This window comes from Kribbia dieselivorans NBRC 106261 (assembly GCF_001552435.1).
In the GTDB taxonomy this organism is placed as follows: Bacteria; Actinomycetota; Actinomycetes; order Actinomycetales; family Dermatophilaceae; genus Kribbia; species Kribbia dieselivorans.
Genome location: NZ_BCRE01000140.1, coordinates 1 through 18,580 on the forward strand (window position 1 = coordinate 1; position 18,580 = coordinate 18,580).

The following is an 18,580-nucleotide window of genomic DNA, read 5'->3' on the forward strand; positions in this document are numbered from 1 at the left end:
GTGCTCGACGATGAGCCAGTTGGTGGTCCCATCGGTCAAGATGCCGACGCTGATCCCCGGCGCACCGGTGCCGTCGAGGTCGGTCCAGAACGGCGCCAGCATGTTGTTCGGCGTCTCCGGGCTCGCCCCAGCGGGCAGGTCACAGCAGTTCACGTCCGTGCCCGAGCCGCCACCGACGACGGTGTACCCGTTGGACGTCACGCCGATCCGGGTGTAGCTCTGCCCGTTATAGGTGAACGCGGGCACGTTGAAGTTGACGATCGTCTCATCCCCGACGGCGATCGGGGCGATGCCGAAGAGGCTCAGCGGCAGGTAGCCCGCCGGGCTCTCCGCCGGCGCCACTGACGGCACTCCGAGCTTGGCGCCGGTCAGCGTCGCCGAGGCCGTAGCCGCCCGCGGCCCCGTCAACGTCGCACCGCTCGCCGCGGTGAACTTGAGGTTGTTCGTCGCCGAACTCGCCAGCGACACCGGCTGCTCGTCGAACCCGTTGTTCGTCGCCACGACGGTGCACGTGCTCGTCGCGTTGAGCGCCACCGACGTCGGCGTGCACTCCTGCGCCAGCGACACCTTGCCCTGGGTGTGGATGAACGCCACCGGCAGGTGCAACGCCCCGGCCTTCTGCGGCGCCAGCACGATCGACCCGAACCGCTGCTGCCCGATCGGCGCCGTCGACTTCAGCGTGATCGTCAACCGCTGCGACTGACCCGGCCGCACCGAGAACTTCTGCGGCGTGACTGAGATCGACGAATCGGCCTCGGTGGACGTCGAGACGTTGACCCGCTGCAGGCTGCCACTGACGTTCGTCACCGTGCGGTGTGTCGTCAACGCTCCGGGCATGACCGTGGCATTGATCGAGGGCAGGTTGAGGTGCACCCCGGTCAGTTCACTCACGCCGAGGTTGAAGAACCGATCGACACTCTCGTCGAGCGTCAGCACGGCCTGCGACGACGCTCCGACATCGACGCGACCGGCGCCCATGTCGAACGGGTCGGCCGGCGTGGCGAGGTCCTCCTTGAGCACTGTGGTCACCGACGCCGTCATCAGCGCCGACTTCGTCTGCCCGGCCGTCCAGGTCGGGTGGGCCGCGCGCACGAGCAGAGCCGAACCGGCCACCTCGGGCGAACTCATCGACGTGCCCGCGATCGCCTGGAAGAGTTCACCGGGAGGGCCACCGGTGACACTGTCCGGCGTCGGGGTGTGGCCGGCGAGAATCTGCACACCCGGAGCGGTGATGTCGGGCTTGATCGCGACGCCGCCGGGTCCGCGGCTGGAGAACGCCGCCATGACGTCGCCCTGCCCGTTCTTCTTGACTCCGGCGGTGAACTCCGCGGTGGAGTTCGGGTTCGCCGCGAGGAACGTCAACAGTGACCGCCCGTCGGCGAGATGCACCGCGGGCAGCCAGTGGTTGTCGGTCTCGACGTCGGCCAGGGTCGGGTTGTAGAGCACCATGCCCGCCGCCCCGCCGGCCTTGACGTTGAAGCCCTTCTCGACGCGCCCGTTGCCGCCGCGTTCACACGCGACGATCTGGCCGGTGAACGTCCCCGGCGCGGCCGGAGCGTCGCAGAGCTCGCGCCCGTAGGGAGCAGCGCTGGCGAGCACGAGGGGCAGCGGCCCCACTCCGTCGGTGAGCGATGCACCCTCGGCGGTGAACGACGCTCCGCCACTACCGCGCACGGTGAGGGTGGAGGCGAACTCGCGCGTCTGGGTCGAGGCGGCGACGGTGGTCAGCCACGGCGAGAGGTGGTTGACGGTGCTGACCGTCGGGCCGGAGTTGCCCGCCGAGGCGGCGACGAACACGTCCGCGCCGTAGGCGTCGAGGAAGGCCAGTTCGACCGGGTCGGTGTACGGGTTCGTGCCGCCCGAGATCGAGTAGTTGATGACGTCGACGCCATCGAGGATCGCTTGCTGCACCGCGGCGGCCAGGTCGGAACTGAAGCCACCGTCGGCGCCGAGCGCCTTGTACTCGATGACCCACGCGCCCGGCGCGATGCCGCGGACCGGTCCGCGCTCCTTACCGAACACCTTCGCCGAGCTGAGCACGTTGCCCGCGGTCGTCGAGCTGGTGTGGGTGCCGTGACCTTCGGAGTCTCGTGCGGTGTGGTACTTCTCGGCAGCGGCACGCGCGGGGTCGGCCAGGTAGGTGTCGAGGAACGCGTGGCCGCCGATGAGCTTGTTGTTGCACTGGAACGGGTCGTTGGCCTCGGTGAGCGGGTTGTCGCCGAAGTCGCAGGCGCGCGCGGGTCCGGGCGGAGCGGCGAGGTTGCCCTGATCGGCGAACGACGGGTGCTCGGGCCAGACGCCGGTGTCGATGTTGCCGTAGATCAGGCCCTTGCCAGCGGTTCTGGGTCCACCGAGTGCCTGCTGCACGCTGGTCGCGTTGATGAAGTCGCTGCTGGCGTCGGTGAGGGGCTTCTGCAGGGTGTCGGGCTGCACGGCGACGACGCCCGGCACGTTGACCAGGTCCTTGACCTCGTTGGCCGGCACGCGGGCGGCGACACCGCCGTAGACCGTGCGGTACGCGCGACCGATCCGGGCGCCCGGCACGGCGGCGCGCACATCGGCGGTGATGGCGCGCTCCTCCTGGGCGATGTGCGCGGTGTACGCGCGCTCGGCGGCGGACCGGCCGTTCAACTTGCGACCGGTTGTGCGCGGGCTCGTCGCGGCCAGGTCGTCCACCCCGCCGGTGTAGCTGGCGGTCGGGTCGTAGTCGTACTTGATCATGACGTTGACCAGCGCGGAGTCGGTGCGCTTGCGCAGGTTCTCCGGGGTGCGGGCCAGCCGCGACGATGCGGCCTTGTGTCCAGTCTCGACGCTGGTCGGCGACAGCGGTGTCGCCGTGAACGCATCGGGATCGGGGGTTGGGGTCGAGGTCGTACCGAACGTCGGCGCGGTGAACCCGAGCGTCAGCAACGGCACGGACCCGACGGCGACGATGAGTCGTCGTAGGGATCGGCGGTGCATCAGACAGCCTTCCTGCTCTATGGACGCCCTGTGATGAGGGCTGCCCAGCAGGCTATTGCTCAGGTGACGTTCAGGTGTGCCAAATGCACCCTTCCCGTCCCCCCTCGCGGTTCGAGGTATTAACGACCGTTGCAGCGGTCGTTAATACCTCGAACCGGGGAGAGGCGAACCGGGGAGGGAGGTCAGCGCTTGTGCGGCAGGTTGACGTCGATCCAAACGAGCTTGTGGTCCGAGGTCGGGAACCCGTTGCCGCCCCACTCGTTGCCGGAGCGGGTCGGGCTCCAGTCGCCGATGAGACGGTCGTAGAGCGGGTTCTCCTTGGTCAGCCAGTAGACGCCGCCGTCACGCACCGGCAGACCCTTGCTCGGCAGCACCATGTCGACCCGCAGATTGCCCGGAGCGCCGTCCGCGAAGTCCGCGGTGTCGAACGCCGGGTTGCCCTTGTGCTTGAGGTTCGCGCCGCCCTGGCGAGCCGCGGCCTGCGCGCCACCCTCGCTGGCCGGGGTGAACGTGGAGTTCACCCGCTTGTTGCCGAGCAGCTGGTTGATCGCCCCGTTGACGGAGTCACCGTCGAGCGGGTCGGCGTTGTAGTCACCGGCGATGACGAATGTCGAGCCCGCCTTGAGTCCACCGCGGGTGCCGTTGTCGTCATAGATGTACGACGCGGTCTTGCCACCGGCGACGTAGTCGGCCCACAGGCGGATCTCGTCGTGGTTGCGCTTGCCGTTGCGGTCCTCCGGGCCGTCGAAGCTCGGCGGCGTCGGGTGCGCGGTGAGGAAGTGCACGGTCTTGTTCTTGTCGACCTGGATCGGCACGTCCCAGTGCGACTTGCTCGACAGCGGCAGGATCGCCAGTTCCTCGGGCGAGTACCAGTCATTCGCCGCCGGGGTGCTCAGGTTGTCCGGGAGCAGCGCGCCGGGCATGTCCTTCCACAGGAAGTTCTGGAAGGTCCGCACGTTCGCGGTGTCGATCGGGAACTTGGAGTACACGACCATGCCGTACTGACCCGGGAAGAACCCGAAGCCCTTGGCGTCGTCGCCGCCGCCGACCTTGCCGTCGTTGTTGAGGTCGAAGCCGCTGGGCACCCCGGTGTTGACCGGAGCGACGTAGAAGTACGGGTAGTCGACGCCGGCGGCGCCGTTCTGGCCGACCGCCAGGTACGTGTCGCGGAACGCCCGCGCCGCCGACCCATCGGCGACGTAGTCGAACTCGTTGACCAGCAGCACGTCGGGGTTGTTGCGCTGGATGACCTCGGCGAGGTTGCGCGCCTGCTGGTTGCCCGCGTTGAGGTGGGTGAGCAGGTCACCGGCGTTGAAGCGGTTCAGCGAGGCGTTGTAGGTCGCGAAGCGGACGTCCTGGTCGACGCGCGACTGCGACGCGACGGCCGACGGAGCGCCGGGGATACCGCCCTGGGCGGCAACAGCGGGAACAGCGATGGCACCGGTGAGCGCGAGGGCCAGAACACCGGTCAGGGGAGAGCGAAGACGCATGGACGCGACGCTAGAACCGGGAAGTAATCACTTTCCCCAGCAGCGGGTAAACGCCGCGTGAACGTTGGTCGTCGCTCCGGTGTCGGCCTCCCTTGCGGTTCGAGGTATTAACGACCGTTGTAACGGTCGCTAATACCTCGAACCGGAGGAAAGCGGTCGCTAGGAGAAGACCTGGCTCAACGCGTGGATCGCGACTCCGGCCAGCGCACCGACGATCGTGCCGTTGATGCGGATGAACTGCAGGTCCTTGCCGACGAACAGTTCGATCCGCTGCGAGGCCTCGTCCGCATCCCACCGGTTGACCGTGTGGCTGATGACCGCCGCCAGTTCATCCCCATACGTGTTGACGAAGAACGCGACGATGTCCCCGAGCCGCCCCTCGAGCAGGGCGCGCAGCTCCGCATCCTCACGCAACCGCGCTCCGGCCTCGGCCAGCCACGCGTCGCCGCGCGTCCACAGCGACGACGTCGGGTCCTCCATCGCCGTGATCAGCGAGGTGCGGATCGACCCCCACACCGCCACGACGGTGTCCCCGACCTGCGGGTGCGACAGCATGCGCACCTTGAGCGCCTCGGCACGCGCCATGACCTCCGGGTCTTCCTTGAGGTCTCGCGACAGCTTCACCAGCAGGTCGTCAAGGGCCAACTTCGCCCGGTGTCGATCGTCGGCCCGCACGTCCGCCAACCAGTCGAGCACCTGGTGGTACGCCCAGTCGATGGCCATGGCGTCGACGAACCCGGGCGTCCACCGCGGCGCGCGCTCGTTGAGCAGCGCGGCGAACACCGCGGGTCGGTCCACCAGCCACGCCCGCAACTCGTCCACCCCGAGGTCGATCAACGCGCGATGCGCCTTGTCCTCGACGATCCCCTCGAGGAACACGCCCAGGATGTGCGAAGTCGGTTCCTCCTTCAACCGGGGCAGCACGACGTCGGTGACGAACCCGGCGACCGCCTCGTCCTGGACGTTGTCGACGGCCACCCGCGCCACCCGCACGCCCTCGCGCAACGCCCGCCCACGATGCTCCGGCGCGTCCAACCACCGACCCAGCCGCTGACCGACGTGCGCGGCCTCGAGCCGGTCGCGCGCGATTTCCTCCGTCAAGAAGTTGTCGTCGACGAACTCCTGCAGCGACCGCCCCAGATCGTCCTTGCGCTTCTTGACCAGCGCGGTGTGCGGGATCGGCAGCCCCAGCGGATGCCGGAAGATCGCGGTCACGGCGAACCAGTCCGCGAGCGCACCGACCATCGCCGCCTCGGAGGCGGTGTTGACGTAGCCCCACACCCCAGAGTGATCCAGGTTCAACGTGGCCAGCCAGATCGCCAGCGCGAGCCCGAGCAGGCTCGTCGCGACGATCCGCATCTTGATCAACGCAGACCGGCGCGCGGCATCGCCCGGGGATTCGACAAGGAAACTCACCGGCACATCTTCTCCCGCGCCACCGACAAAGTCACCGACCGGTTCGTCACACTCGCGCGAACTAGACTCACCGCGTGCAGTTCATCCACGATGCCGAGCCGACCCACGACCTGACGTACGACGACGTGTTCATGGTCCCGCGGCGCTCCGATGTGACCTCGCGACTCGACGTCGACCTCTCGAGCCACGACGGCACGGGCACGACGATCCCCCTCGTGGTCGCGAACATGACGGCAATCTCGGGCCGGCGCATGGCCGAGACGGTCGCGCGGCGCGGCGGGCTGGCCGTCCTCCCCCAGGACATCCCCACCGACGTCGTCACCGAGGTCATCGCGTGGGTCAAGACCCGTCACCTCGTGCACGACACCCCGATCGTGCTCGCGCCCGACACGACCGTCGCCGACGCGCTCGTGCTCATCGGCAAGCGCGCCCACGGCGCGGCGATCGTCGTCGACAATGCGCGCCCGGTCGGCATCGTCACCCAGCAGGACCTCACCGAGGTCGACCGGTTCACCCAGGTCGCCGAGGTGATGTACACCGAGATGGTCACGCTGCCGGCCGAGTTCACGCCGGAGGAGGCGTTCAACCACCTCGTCGAACGCCGTCGCCGGGTCGCGCCGGTCGTCGCCGCCGACGGGTCGCTCGTCGGTATCCAAACGCGAGCCGGAGCGGTGCGCGCCGGGCTCTACACGCCCGCCGCCGATGCCGCCGGTCACCTCCGGGTCGCGGCGGCGATCGGCATCAACGGCGACTTCCGCGCCAAGGCGACCGCGCTGCTCGAGGCCGGCGCCGACACGCTCGTCATCGACACCGCGCACGGCCACCAGGACAAGATGATCGAGGTCGTGCACGCCGTGCGCGCACTCGACCCGAAGGTGCCGATCGTCGCCGGCAACGTCGTCACCGAGGTCGGCACGCGCGCGCTGCTCGAGGCCGGTGCGGACATCGTCAAGGTCGGGGTCGGCCCGGGCGCGATGTGCACGACTCGCATGATGACCGCGGTCGGGCGCCCGCAGTTCTCCGCCGTGCTCGAATGTGCCGCGGCGGCGCGTGAACTCGGCAAGCACGTGTGGGCCGACGGCGGTGTGCGTCACCCGCGTGACGTCGCCCTCGCCCTGGCCGCCGGCGCGTCGAACGTCATGATCGGTTCGTGGTTCGCCGGCACGCTCGAATCCCCCGGCGACCTGCACATCGACCCCGACGGCCGCGCGTACAAGGAGTCGTTCGGCATGGCCTCGGCCCGCGCGGTCAAGCAGCGCACGGTCAAGGACAGCGCCTATGACCGCGCCCGCAAGGCCCTCTTCGAGGAGGGCATCAGCTCGGCCCGCATGTACGTCGATCCGGAACGCCCGAGCGTCGAGGACGTCATCGACGAGATCTCCTCGGGCGTGCGTTCGTCGTGCACGTACGCCGGGGCGCGCACGCTCGCGCAGTTCCACGAGCGGGCGCTCGTCGGGGTGCAGTCGGCGGCCGGGTACGCCGAGGGCCGCCCGTTGCACCAGAGCTGGTGACGGAGCGTCGTGCAGCAGGTCGCTGAGATCGCGGCACCGATCACGCCGAGTGCGGCGCTGCGGCGGGTGGCGTTCTACATGGAGCGCTCACGGGCCGGCTCGTACCGAGTCGACGCGTTTCGCAAGGCACTGGCGACGGTGCGCGAGTTGGGCGACGACGCCGTGGCGGGCCTGGTCGCCGACGGCACGTTGACCGACGTGCCGGGCATCGGGCCGAGCACCGCCGAGGTCATCAGTCAGGCCGTCGCGGGCGGGTTGCCGTCGCGGCTGGCGACGCTGCAGGCCAACGCGGCCGCGCCGCTCGAGGAGGGCGGAGCCGAGTTGTTCGCGCAGGTGCGCGGCGACTGTCACCTGCACTCGGACTGGTCCGACGGCGGATCGCCGATCGACGAGATGGTGCTCACGGCCGTCGAACTCGGGCACGAGTGGATGGTGCTGACCGATCATTCGCCGCGGTTGAAGGTCGCCAACGGGCTCTCCCCGACGCGGTTGCGCCGCCAGATCGGGCTCATCGACCAGATCAACACCGCGCTCGGAGCGTCGTTCACGCTGCTCAAGGGGATCGAGGTCGACATCCTCGACGGCGGGGAACTGGACCAGGAGCCCGACCTGCTCGACGAACTCGACCTCGTCACGGCGAGTGTGCATTCGAAGCTCCGGATGGCCAACAAGCCGATGACCGAGCGCATGCTGGCCGCGGTGCGCACGCCGCGGGTCAACGTCCTCGGGCACTGCACCGGGCGTCTGGTCGAGGGGTCGCGGGGCACGCGGCCGCAGAGCGAGTTCGACGCGGAGGCGGTGTTCACGGCGTGTGTCGAGAACGACGTCGCCGTGGAGATCAACTCGCGCCCCGAACGCTGCGACCCGCCGGACGAACTCATCACCCTCGCCCTCGACCTCGGGTGCCTGTTCGCCATCGACTCCGACGCGCACGCGCCCGGTCAACTCGAGATGAAGCGCTACGGGTGCGCGCGCGCCGAGCGGCTGGGCGTGCCGGCGGAGCGGATCGTCACGACGTGGCCGGTCGAGCGGCTGTTGGCGTGGTCGCGGGCGCGGTGACGCGTCACATGATGGCGCGGAGCAGCGCCGGGTAGACGAGCGCGACGACGGCACCCAGGAGCATCGAGGGGCCGTAGGCGAACTCGTCGCGCCGGCCCTTGGTGCGGGTGGCGAGCAGGAGCGCGGCCACGACCCCGCCGATGAGGAACGTCGCCATGACCGAGATGAACACCTGCGCCCACGACAGCCACCCCAGGAGCATCCCGAGCAGGCCGGCGAGTTTGACGTCGCCGAAGCCGATGCCGCCGCCGGGCAGCAGGGCGAGCACGACAAAGAGGACGAACAGGGTGATGCCGGCGACGAGGGCGCGGATCAGCGCGCCCCAGTCACCGGTGGCCAGGCTGCACAGTGTGAGCAGGGCGGCGAGGATCGGGTACGCGGGCAGTTGAATCCGGTCCGGCAGGCGGTGGACGTCGAGGTCGATGAACGCCAGCGGCACCATGGTCCAGACCGCGAGCACGTACACGATCGGGACGATCACCTCAAGGCCGGCGGGCAGCCCGAAGCCGGGGGCGGTGGCCCACCACGCCAACGCCGTCAGGAGCGCGGTGGTGGGGATGACCCAACCGGAGCGCGGTGCGGGCCGGTCCGTCTCATCGGGCAGGCGGTGGTCGAGCCGGCGCAGTCGCTGCCGAAGCGCCACGCCCACAGCGGATCCCACGACCAGCAGAGCGACGACCATGACCAGTTCGGGCACGTGACACCTTCCGTTGTCGGGTTCTGCGGAGTATGGCCCGATCGAGGCGCTGTCGCACATCTCGCCCACCAATAGTGGCCTGCCATATAACGATTTGGTCACTGGTCCTGAAGGTTTGTCCGAAATGTCGGGATGAACCGGGGGCTTGGATGGACTTCCTGGGCCCGGCGGCCTAGTTTCTGGCTCAGGCTCGCTGACCCGGTGGGCGCTTCTGCCCTCCCCCCAGCCTGTCCCCGGCACGACCCTCAATCTCAGCATTGATTGCCGCTCGATGCGCGATTTCTTCAATGCTGCCTACGCTGCGCGTAATTTCCTCCGCTTATCGGACCCCACGCGCGCGGTGCATATTTCGCCGCGGCCCCAGGCGCTGGTGGAATGTTTTTCCCGCGACCCTCATTCACGCCCCCATTTTGAGGACTATTCCTCGGGTCACTGAGATACTTCCCCCAAGTAACTGGACAGATCCCGAGAACGTGCCCTACCCTCTCCGCTAGGGGGCCTACCGGAGGTCCTTCCGACCAAGGGAGAAATCATGACCAGCAAGCTCGCAGCCAAGCTGCAGACCATGCTCTTCGTCCAGAAGGACAAGGGCGCCACCGCCGTCGAGTACGGCCTGATCGTTGCGGCCATCGCCGCCGTCATCGTCGCCATCGTGTTCACCCTCGGCGGCCAGATCAACGCGGCCTTCACCGAGGTGTCGGACGCGATCACGAACAAGGGCGTTACCACCCCCTGATCGCTCTGACGCCGCACGTGTGGGGCGAGGCCAAGGCTCGCCCCACACGTTGGCACTACGTAGGAACAGAAGCGATGAATTGAGTTGGGGGGAATGAGCATGCCACAGCGAGCTAATGATCGGAGCCGCTGGCAACGCGGTGCTGCCGCGGTCGAGATGGCCATTCTCTTCCCCCTCCTGTTCCTCATCCTGGCCGGGATCGTCGACTTCGGCCGGTACTTCTTCACCGAGATCCAACTCACCAACGCAGCCCGAGAAGGCGCCCGGGTGGCAGTGGTATCCCCCGATGCGAACATCCGAGATCGGGTTGAGAAGGCGTTCTTTGGCGAACTCGATCCAGACGACACGCTGGACGTCGGCGTCACGGCCTGCTCGGGAGCTGGCACGGATGCCAGAGTCGTTGTCGCGCCTCACAAGGACTTCGAGTGGATTCTCCTAGCGCCCGCCATGAGCATATTTGGCGCTTCAGGGGCACTCCCCACGGCAACCTCAACAGCGGTCATGAGGTGCGGCGGATGAAGTCGTTCCTGCTCGACAAGCGCCGCCGCGAGCGCGGCGGCATCATGCTCATCGTCGCCGTCCTGTTGGCCGGCGGTGTGCTGATGGGCATGCTCGCCCTCAGTGTCGACGTCGGCCAAATCATGTACGAGCGCCGCCAACTCCAGAACGGCGCCGACGCCACGTCCCTCGCCCTGGCTGATGCCTGTGCCCGCGATACCGCGGATTGCACGCCCGGCTCGGGGACCATCGCAGCGCTGCTGGGCCAGAATGCCGCCGACGGCGCCGCCCAGTACGACTCCTCCCGACCTGGTGCCGGTGTGTGCGGCCGTGGCGTCACCCAGCTTGACGCCTGCGCCGCCCCGAACGCCGACATGGCCGACCTCGCCGAATGCACCCCGCTCCCCCCGTGGTTGGCCGACAACTCTGCCATCCCCTACGTGGAGACCTACACCGCCACGGAAACCGCGTCTGGCGGGGACAAACTCCTTCTCCCCTTCTCCCGGGTGCTCGCCGGTGGATCCGCCGGCGACAAGGGCACCACCGCCTGCGCCCGCGCAGCCTGGGGGCCGCCCACCTCGCACACGGCGACCGTTCCCGTGACCTTCTCGGAGTGCGAATGGCAGCGCTTCATGGACGCCACGGGCGACGAGTACCCCGCAGGCCCCTCCGGCGCGGCGCCCGGGTACGGCGGGGTCGACCAGCCTGGGTGGCCGGACGCAGGAGTTGAGCGGGTCGTCAAACTCAAGGACTCGGACTCTACTGCTGCCTGCACCTTCAGCAATGGCAAGGACGGTTCTGGTGGCTTCGGTGACCTGAAAGGCACTGGCTGCAAAGCAACCGCCATCACCAACAAGTGGATTCTGGGAGATCCCGGAAACAACATCCAGAACGATTGCAAGACCGTCCTGCCACCCCTGCGGGGCACCGTCATCGATGTTCCGGTGTTCGACTGCTACTACCGGAGCAACAACGTGTACACCGGGCCCGTGAGTGGCGCCACGTGCAACGGGGGCTCCGGTGGCCAGCACAACTACCACATCGCGGGGTGGGCCAAGTTCTACCTCTCGGGCTTCTCCTTCCCAGGCGGGACGGTACGACAGCCGAGTCTCCTCACCGGCAACTACCCCTGTGCGAACAACGAGACCTGCCTTTCCGGATGGTTCCTCACGGGTGAACTCCAAGCCGAGGCAATCTCCGAACCCGGTGGCGACAACGACTACGGCACGTACGCCGTCCTCTCTGCCGGCTGATCGACAGAAAGTACCCACCTCATGAACCGCCGCACAATCGCCGTCATCGTCGCGATCCTGCTTGCCTTGGCCGGCACCGCCTTGGTCTTCACCTACGTCCAAGGGGCCGACGCGCGCGCGGTCGAAGGCCAGCAGCCGGTCAAGGTGTACGTCGTCGACAAACCGATCTCCGCAGGCACCACCCTGAAGGACGCGCAGCGCAGCAAGCAACTGGTCGAAACCAGAGTCGCCGCCGACGCCCGCCCGACGGGCGCCCTCGAGGACATCGACTCGGAGAACAGCAACCTGCTCGCGCTCACCGACATCCAAGCCGGCGAGTTCGTCATGGCCGCCCGATTCGGCACCCGCCCGGTGGGTGAGAAGGCCATCGAAATCCCCGCGGGCAAGCTCGCCATGTCCGTCGAACTTTCCGACCCGGCCCGGATCGGCAAATTCGTCACCCCTGGCAGTGACATCACCGTCTTCGCCACCCACGCAGTGAAGGCGTTGGGTGAGGGCAAGACGGCCAAGCAGGTCAACGATCTCGGCATCAAGGGCACCACGGTGCTGCTGCCCAAGGTCGAGGTCATCGCCATGGGCGACACCCCGCTGGCCGCGCCGCAGAACGACGACAGCACCGACAAGGCGAACACGCAGCAGAAGACCCCGAGCTTCCTCGTGACGGTGGCGGTCACGCCTGACCAGGCCACCCGCCTCGCGCACGGCATCAACGAGTACACGCTCTACGCCGGCCTGCGCGGCGCCGACGTGAAGATGCCCGCCGACGGCCACACCGACGACGTGCAGATCTTCAAGCTCGACCTGAACACAATGCTGCAGCAGGCGGGCCAATGACGATCCTCTGGGACCTCGACCCCCGCTCCCTCGACACCCACCGCTACGCCCTCGGCGCCGACACGGTCCAGGTCACCGCCGCCGGCCAGATCGACCTCGCTCTCCACGAGGGCACGCACCGCCTCATCGTCATCGGCCCCGACATCGACCTCGACGCGGCGTGCGCGCTGGCCGAGTTCCAACGCATCCACCGCCCCGAACTCGGCGTCCTCCTCCTACGCCACCGCGTCGACGTCACCACCTTGTCCCACGCGTTGCGGAGCGGCGTACGCGAAGTCATCACGCTCGGCGACCAGACCGCGCTCACCGACGCCGTACGACGCTCCCTTCAGCTCACCGCCCAATTGGCCGGCCACACCGCCAACGGCAACGGCGCCCAGAGCGACGGCCGCGTCATCACCGTGTTCTCCGCCAAGGGGGGTGTCGGCAAGACGACGATCGCCACGAACCTGGCCGCCTACCTCGCCTCCACCGGGTCGCGCACCCTGATCGTCGACCTCGACCTGATGTTCGGCGACGTCGCGATCAGCCTGCAGTTGGCCCCGGAGCACAGCATCGGCGACCTCATGGCCATGAGCGGTCACCTCGACGCCGAGGGTCTGACCTCCGTGGTCACCCGGCACGACAGCGGCCTCGACGTGCTCGCCGCCCCCGCCGACCCGGGCGTCGCCGACCGCGTGCCCGCCGCACTGGCCGACGAACTCATCCGCGTCGCCCGCGGCTCGTACGACTACATCGTCGTCGACACTCCCCCAAGCCTGACCGAACACGTGCTGACCGTGTGCGACCACAGCGACATCACCCTGCTCATCGCCACCCTCGACATCCCGGCCATCAAGAACCTGCGCGTCGCGATGAGCGCCCTCGACACCCTCGGCACCTCGCAGGAGGGCCGCGTCGTCGTGCTCAACCGCGCCGACGCCAACGTCGGCCTCAAGCCGGGCGACGTCGAGGTCGCACTCAAACACTCGATCAACGGGCAGATCCCCAGCAGCCAAGCCGTGCCGGCCTCCATCAACCGCGGTGTGGCCCTCGTGCTCGACGATCCGAGATCACCGGTGTCCGCGGCGATCCGCGAATTGGCCGACCGTGAGGTGCGCGCCCGCTTCGGCGAGGAGATCGCGCCCGAGGCCAAGCGTCGCCCGAGCCTCTTCAGGAGCCACAAGTGAGCAGCCTCGCCGACCGTCTCGATGCCGCGCGGCGCGCCCAGGTCCTGACCACCCGCAGCGAACCGGCCTTCGAGACCCGCCACCAGCGCAAGCACGGCCGCCGCGGCCTCGACCCGTTCGCCGGCGTCAAGGACCGCGTCCACCAGTCCCTCATCGACTCCCTCGGCCCGCAGCTCTACGACCCCCACCTGTCCGAGTCCGAACTCGCCGCCAAGGTCAAGGCCTCGCTGCAGGACGTCATCGACTCCGAACAGACCCCGCTCTCGCAGTCCGACCGCACGCGCATCGCCCAGGAGGTCTCCGACGACATCCTCGGCCACGGCCCGCTCGAGCCGTACCTGCGCGACGCCGACGTCACCGAGATCATGGTCAACGGCCCCGATGACATCTACATCGAGCGCGACGGCAAGATCACGCCGGCCGAGACCCGCTTCTCCGACGACGCGCACCTGCGCCGCACGATCGACAAGATCGTCTCGCGCGTCGGCCGGCGCGTCGACGAATCCAGCCCGATGGTCGACGCGCGTCTGCCCGACGGGTCGCGTGTCAACGCGGTGCTGCCCCCGATCGCGCTCGACGGGTCGCTGCTGACGATCCGCAAGTTCGCGGCCGACCCGTTCACCGACGCCGACCTGATCTCGTTCGGCACGATGACGTACGCCGTGCGCGACTTCCTCGACGCGTGCGTGCGCGGCCGCCGCAACATCGTCATCTCCGGCGGCACGGGCTCGGGCAAGACGACGACGCTCAACGTGCTCAGCTCGTTCCTGCCCGGGGACGAGCGCATCATCACCATCGAGGACGCCGCCGAACTCCAGCTCCACCAGGCGCACGTGTTGCGACTGGAGTCTCGCCCGCCGAACATCGAGGGTCGCGGCGCCATCGCGATCCGAGACCTCGTGCGCAACGCGCTGCGCATGCGACCGGACCGGATCATCGTGGGTGAGGTGCGCGACGGCGCGGCCCTGGACATGTTGCAGGCCATGAACACCGGCCACGACGGGTCGCTGACGACCGTGCACGCGAACAGCCCGCGCGACAGCCTCTCCCGCCTCGAGACAATGGTCCTCATGGCCGGGATCGAACTGCCGGTGCGCGCGATTCGCGAGCAGGTGGCCAGCGCCATCGACCTCATCGTCCAGCAGACCCGCCTCAAGGACGGCACGCGCCGCATCGTCGCGATCACCGAGGTCGTCGGCATGGAGTCGGACATGGTCACCCTGCAGGACATCTTCACGTTCGACTACGCCGCCGGCCGCGACGCCACCGGGCGGTTCCTCGGCAACCTCGTGCCGACGGGGATCCGCCCCAAGCTCGCCGCCGAGCTCTCCGACAACGGCGTGGAACTGCCGCCCGAATTGTTCGCGAGGCTGCGATGACGGCTGCCATGCCGTCCGGCCTGCGCCGCACGGTGAGCGTGTTGGCTTTCGCGGTCGTCGCGCTCATCGCCACGCCGCTGGCGTCGCAGGCGGCCGTCGACGCGGTCATCAGCGACATCCAGTCCACGGCCGATTCGACGACGGGCATCCTGACGTTCCGCAGCTCCGAGCCGGTGACGGTCGACGCCGGATCGCTCGTGGCCACCGTCGACGGCGAGCGTGTCGACGCTGAGGTCTCGCCGACCACCCACCTCGACCGCACCGCGCTCCTCGTCATCGACACCAGCGGCTCGATGGGTGCCAGCGGCATGGCGACCGTGCGCGCCGCCACCCGCACCTACCTGGCCGAGGCGCCCGCCGACGTCAAGATCGGTGTCGTCACGTTCGCCGACACCGCCGGCGTAGACCTCGCCCCGACCACCGACCGGGCGGCCGTACAACGCGTCGTCGACGGGCTGGAGGCGCGCGGTGACACCAGCCTGCACGCCGCGGTCCTCGCCGCCGCGAAGGAGCTGCGCGTCAAGGGCGACCGCAGCATCGTGCTGCTCAGCGACGGCGCCGACACGGTCAGCACGAACGCCGCGCGCGACCAGAAGTCCGCGACCCAGCAGCTGAAGAAGAACGGGATCCGCGCCGACGTCGTGCGCTTCGCGACCAACGACCCGGCCGCCGTGGGGGCCTTGCGCGACTTCGCCGGTGCGAGCGGCGGCAGCGTGATCCCGGCCGCGAACGCGAAGGACGTCGGCAAGGCGTTCTCGTCGGCCGCGCGGGCACTGAAGACGCAGGCTCCGTTCGCGTTACGACCCGAGGCGCCGTTGACCGGCACGCACGAGATCACGATCACCGGCAAGGCGAGCGGAGAATCGTTCACGGCCACGTTGACCGCGGATGTCCGTGCCGCCGCGGCGAACGGCACTCCGCCGAGTTCGTCGGGCCCGCCGCCGCTGCGCACGTTCGCGGTGGCCACCGGCCCGACGCCGTGGATCGCCGCGGCGATGATCGGAGTCGCGATCCTCCTGTTGGTCTGGGGCGTGCTCACCCCGAACTGGCAGACCCTGCGCGAACAGCGGATCGCGGCGATCGAATCGTTCGTCATGCAGCAGCCCCGACTGCGGTCGCGCTCCGAGGGCAAGTCGGAGGCCGGCGTGCCGATCCGCGACCGCATCGTCGACTTCGGCGAGAAGGCCATGAAGGGCCGCGCGTCGACGGCGCACACGATGCTCCTCATCAACCGCGCCGACCTGCCGCTGCGGGCCGGCGAGTGGTGGGCGCTGCGCGCGGCCGCCCTCGTCGGGGGCATCGTCCTCGGCGTCATCCTGCTCAACGGAGCTCCGTGGCTCGGCGCGATCCTCGGCGGTGTGCTCGGGTTCATCATCCCGCCCATGGTGCTGCGGTACTTGGCGGATCGTCGTTCGAAGGCCTTCGAGCGGCTCCTCCCCCAGACGATGATGCTCATGGCCAGCAGCCTGCGCAGCGGCTTCGGTGTGTCGCAGGCGTTGGATTCGGTGGCGAAGGACTCGTCCGAGCCGATCTCCAAGGAGTTCTCCCGCGCCCTGGCCGAGACCCGCATCGGCACCGACATCGCCGACGCGCTCGACCACATGGCGGTGCGCATGGGCAGCAAGTCGATGGCGATGGTCGTCATGGCGTTCCGTATCCAGCGCGAGGTCGGCGGCAACCTTGCCGAGACCCTGGAGACGACGGCGAAGACGCTGCGCGACCGCGAGTCGCTGTTCCGTCAGGTCGCGGCGCTCTCGGCCGAGGGACGGCTCTCCGCGGCCATCCTCATCGCCCTGCCGATCTGCCTGTTCGTCTACATGTGGTTCGTCAGCTACGACTATCTGTCGCTGTTGTGGACCACGGCCGTCGGCATTCTCATGCTCATCGGTGGCGCGGTGCTGATGGTCGTCGGCGTCATCTGGATGCGCCAAGTCATCAGGATCGAGGCCTGACATGCCCGTGCTCTATCTCGGCATCGCACTCATCGCCGTGGCCCTGTTCGTCGTCGTCCTCGTCCTCGTGCGCGGCTCCGTCGGGCAGACCGGTGTGGCGCGGTCGTTGGCGATTCTCGAGGGCACGGTCACGGACCGTTCCGTCGTCAAGAGCGAACTCAGCGCCCGCGACCGGCTCATCGACCCGCTGTTCGAGCGGGCCCGCCGGCTGGCGGTGCTGCTTTCGCCGAACGGGGCGAGCGACCAATTGGCCAAGGGGCTGGAGAAGGCCGGAAACCCCGCTCCGTGGACCGTCGAACGGATCATGGGCGCCAAGGGTGTCGGGCTCATCGTCGGATTGCTGTTCGGTCTGCTCATCGGCGGGCTGAGCCTGCGCGGGATCGTGTTTGCCCTCGTGTTCGGCGTGGCCCTGTTCTATCTGCCGAACATCCTCGTCTACAACGGGTCGTTGCGCCGGCAGGAGAAGGTCACCCAGGGACTGGCCGAATCGCTGGACATGCTCACTGTCTGTGTCGAGGCCGGTCAGGGATTCGACGCGGCGTTGGCGCAGGTGGCCAAGACCGTCACCGGGCCGATCTCGGAGGAGTTCGCGCGCGTGCTCTCCGAAATGCAGATCGGCAAATCGCGCGCGGAGGCGTTCGCCGCCCTCGGTGAGCGCGTGACGCTGCCCGAGGTCAAGAACTTCGTCTCGGCCATCGTGCAGGCCGACAAGCTGGGTATCCCGATCGCGACGGTGTTGCGCGAACAGACCTCGGCGATGCGGTTGGCCCGTCGGGAGCGGGCCGAGGAGAAGGCGCAGAAGGTCACCGTCAAGATTCTTTTCCCGCTGATCTTCTGCATCTTCCCCGCGCTGTTCATCGTCATCATCGGACCGGGCGCGATTCGGATCATGAACGCCTTTTCGGGGGGCTGAGCCGCAGGTCAGGGGCACGTTCGAATGTTCCCCTATCGGGGCGTCGGCGCACGCGAGTAGAGTCGATGAGCCGAATGGCCTCAAGGGAGAGGTGTTCCATGAACGACCCACTGCCCGCCGGACCGTACGAAATGCTTTCGCTGGGGGAGCGAAAGGTTCCGCTCTACGTCATCCCCTTCGACAAGGACGGGGTGCTGCAGGCCCCGAAGACCGCCGAACGCTTGGTCGCCGACGCGGCCGGAGCCGACACCGTCATCGTCATCAGCCACGGCTGGAACACCGACTTCAACGGGGCACTCGGGTTCTACCGCGCCACGATCAGCCAGCTCAACGCGACCATGCGCGGGCAGCAGGCGACGTTGCCCGGCACCACCATCGTCGTCGGCATCTCGTGGCCGAGTGAGCTGCTCTCCGAGGCCAAGGCCCCGGCAATGGCCGGAGCGCCGAGCGCGGGCGATGACGCGGACGTGAGCGCCTTGACCACGCTCGCGCACGACCTGATCGCGCCCGCGGACCGGGCGGCCTTCTACGAACTGGCCCAACAGGATTCGCTCGACAACGACCAGGCCCTCGCGCTGGCCCGGATCCTCGCGCCGCTGTACGCCGCGCCAGACAGCGACCTGCAGGCCGGCGCGGATGCTCCGGACTCCGCGGGCGGCGCGGGCGACGCCGATGCGGCGGATCTCGTGGCGGCGTGGCGCGCGGCGCAGTC

Annotated in this window: 14 protein-coding genes and 1 pseudogene; 11 read left to right on the forward strand and 4 right to left on the reverse strand. The window is 68.6% G+C overall.

Translation table 11 applies throughout. From position 1 onward, the window contains the following. From KD1_RS11595 to KD1_RS11605, 3 genes are all read right to left on the reverse strand, one after another. Positions 1–2,961: S8 family serine peptidase (locus KD1_RS11595; protein WP_068402077.1), on the reverse strand; the 2,961-nt coding region annotated here is incomplete at its 3' end. A 182-nt stretch (positions 2,962–3,143) separates the two neighbouring features. Continuing rightward, on the reverse strand, positions 3,144–4,451 hold the full coding sequence (locus KD1_RS11600; protein WP_068402078.1) for an endonuclease/exonuclease/phosphatase family protein: 1,308 nt from the start codon (positions 4,449–4,451) through the stop codon (positions 3,144–3,146). 159 nt (positions 4,452–4,610) lie between these two features. Beyond that, positions 4,611–5,867, reverse strand: coding sequence for a DUF445 domain-containing protein (locus KD1_RS11605; protein ID WP_068402101.1), 1,257 nt, complete (start codon positions 5,865–5,867; stop codon positions 4,611–4,613). Between the two features lie 74 nt (positions 5,868–5,941). On the opposite strand from KD1_RS11605, the gene KD1_RS11610 reads away from it, so the two are divergent. Continuing rightward, the gene (locus tag KD1_RS11610) at positions 5,942–7,378 is read left to right on the forward strand and encodes a GuaB1 family IMP dehydrogenase-related protein (RefSeq protein WP_068402080.1); all 1,437 of its coding nucleotides are present in this window, start codon (positions 5,942–5,944) and stop codon (positions 7,376–7,378) included. Positions 7,379–7,387: 9 nt separating this feature from the next. Continuing rightward, positions 7,388–8,437, forward strand: a complete 1,050-nt coding sequence (locus KD1_RS11615; protein WP_068402082.1) for a PHP domain-containing protein — start codon at positions 7,388–7,390, stop codon at positions 8,435–8,437. A 4-nt stretch (positions 8,438–8,441) separates the two neighbouring features. Here the strand turns inward: KD1_RS11615 and KD1_RS11620 are convergent, their stop codons facing one another. Then, positions 8,442–9,134 carry a prepilin peptidase gene (locus KD1_RS11620; protein ID WP_068402084.1) on the reverse strand — a complete coding sequence of 231 codons (693 nt, stop codon included), beginning with the start codon at positions 9,132–9,134 and terminating at the stop codon, positions 8,442–8,444. Between the two features lie 532 nt (positions 9,135–9,666). On the opposite strand from KD1_RS11620, the gene KD1_RS11625 reads away from it, so the two are divergent. The 9 genes and pseudogenes from KD1_RS11625 to KD1_RS11665 form a co-directional block, all read left to right on the forward strand. Next, a complete protein-coding gene (locus KD1_RS11625; protein ID WP_068402086.1) occupies positions 9,667–9,870 on the forward strand; it encodes a Flp family type IVb pilin in 204 nt (67 codons plus the stop codon). Positions 9,871–9,969: 99 nt separating this feature from the next. After that, the gene (locus KD1_RS11630; RefSeq protein WP_157073318.1) at positions 9,970–10,389 is read left to right on the forward strand and encodes a TadE/TadG family type IV pilus assembly protein; all 420 of its coding nucleotides are present in this window, start codon (positions 9,970–9,972) and stop codon (positions 10,387–10,389) included. Beyond that, the gene (locus KD1_RS11635) at positions 10,386–11,621 is read left to right on the forward strand and encodes a TadE/TadG family type IV pilus assembly protein (RefSeq protein ID WP_068402089.1); all 1,236 of its coding nucleotides are present in this window, start codon (positions 10,386–10,388) and stop codon (positions 11,619–11,621) included. Before KD1_RS11630 ends, KD1_RS11635 begins: the two co-directional genes overlap by 4 nt. A 21-nt stretch (positions 11,622–11,642) precedes the next feature. Further along, positions 11,643–12,455: a Flp pilus assembly protein CpaB gene (gene cpaB / locus KD1_RS11640; protein ID WP_068402091.1), complete on the forward strand. Its 813-nt coding sequence runs from the start codon at positions 11,643–11,645 to the stop codon at positions 12,453–12,455. After that, a complete protein-coding gene (locus tag KD1_RS11645; protein ID WP_068402093.1) occupies positions 12,452–13,624 on the forward strand; it encodes a CpaE/TadZ family protein in 1,173 nt (390 codons plus the stop codon). The genes cpaB and KD1_RS11645 overlap by 4 nt, the downstream gene beginning before the upstream one ends. Beyond that, positions 13,621–15,003 (forward strand): TadA family conjugal transfer-associated ATPase, encoded by a 1,383-nt coding sequence (locus KD1_RS11650; RefSeq protein ID WP_068402095.1) that lies wholly within the window; start codon positions 13,621–13,623, stop codon positions 15,001–15,003. The genes KD1_RS11645 and KD1_RS11650 overlap by 4 nt, the downstream gene beginning before the upstream one ends. Further along, positions 15,000–16,955, forward strand: coding sequence for a type II secretion system F family protein (locus KD1_RS11655; RefSeq protein WP_245627380.1), 1,956 nt, complete (start codon positions 15,000–15,002; stop codon positions 16,953–16,955). The genes KD1_RS11650 and KD1_RS11655 overlap by 4 nt, the downstream gene beginning before the upstream one ends. Before the next feature lies 1 nt (position 16,956). Beyond that, a complete protein-coding gene (locus tag KD1_RS11660; RefSeq protein WP_068402099.1) occupies positions 16,957–17,868 on the forward strand; it encodes a type II secretion system F family protein in 912 nt (303 codons plus the stop codon). Positions 17,869–17,966: 98 nt separating this feature from the next. Beyond that, positions 17,967–18,580: pseudogene (locus KD1_RS11665) on the forward strand (hypothetical protein); the annotation flags it as partial.

Excerpts from the sequence above, each read along its gene's own strand:
- KD1_RS11655 (WP_245627380.1), top strand. The coding sequence starts at position 15,000 with ATGACGGCTGCCATGCCGTCCGGCCTGCGCCGCACGGTGAGCGTGTTG.
- KD1_RS11600 (WP_068402078.1), bottom strand. The coding sequence starts at position 4,451 with ATGCGTCTTCGCTCTCCCCTGACCGGTGTTCTGGCCCTCGCGCTCACC.
- KD1_RS11660 (WP_068402099.1), top strand. The coding sequence starts at position 16,957 with ATGCCCGTGCTCTATCTCGGCATCGCACTCATCGCCGTGGCCCTGTTC.
- KD1_RS11625 (WP_068402086.1), top strand. The coding sequence starts at position 9,667 with ATGACCAGCAAGCTCGCAGCCAAGCTGCAGACCATGCTCTTCGTCCAG.
- KD1_RS11630 (WP_157073318.1), top strand. The coding sequence starts at position 9,970 with ATGCCACAGCGAGCTAATGATCGGAGCCGCTGGCAACGCGGTGCTGCC.
- KD1_RS11645 (WP_068402093.1), top strand. The coding sequence starts at position 12,452 with ATGACGATCCTCTGGGACCTCGACCCCCGCTCCCTCGACACCCACCGC.
- cpaB (WP_068402091.1), top strand. The coding sequence starts at position 11,643 with ATGAACCGCCGCACAATCGCCGTCATCGTCGCGATCCTGCTTGCCTTG.
- KD1_RS11635 (WP_068402089.1), top strand. The coding sequence starts at position 10,386 with ATGAAGTCGTTCCTGCTCGACAAGCGCCGCCGCGAGCGCGGCGGCATC.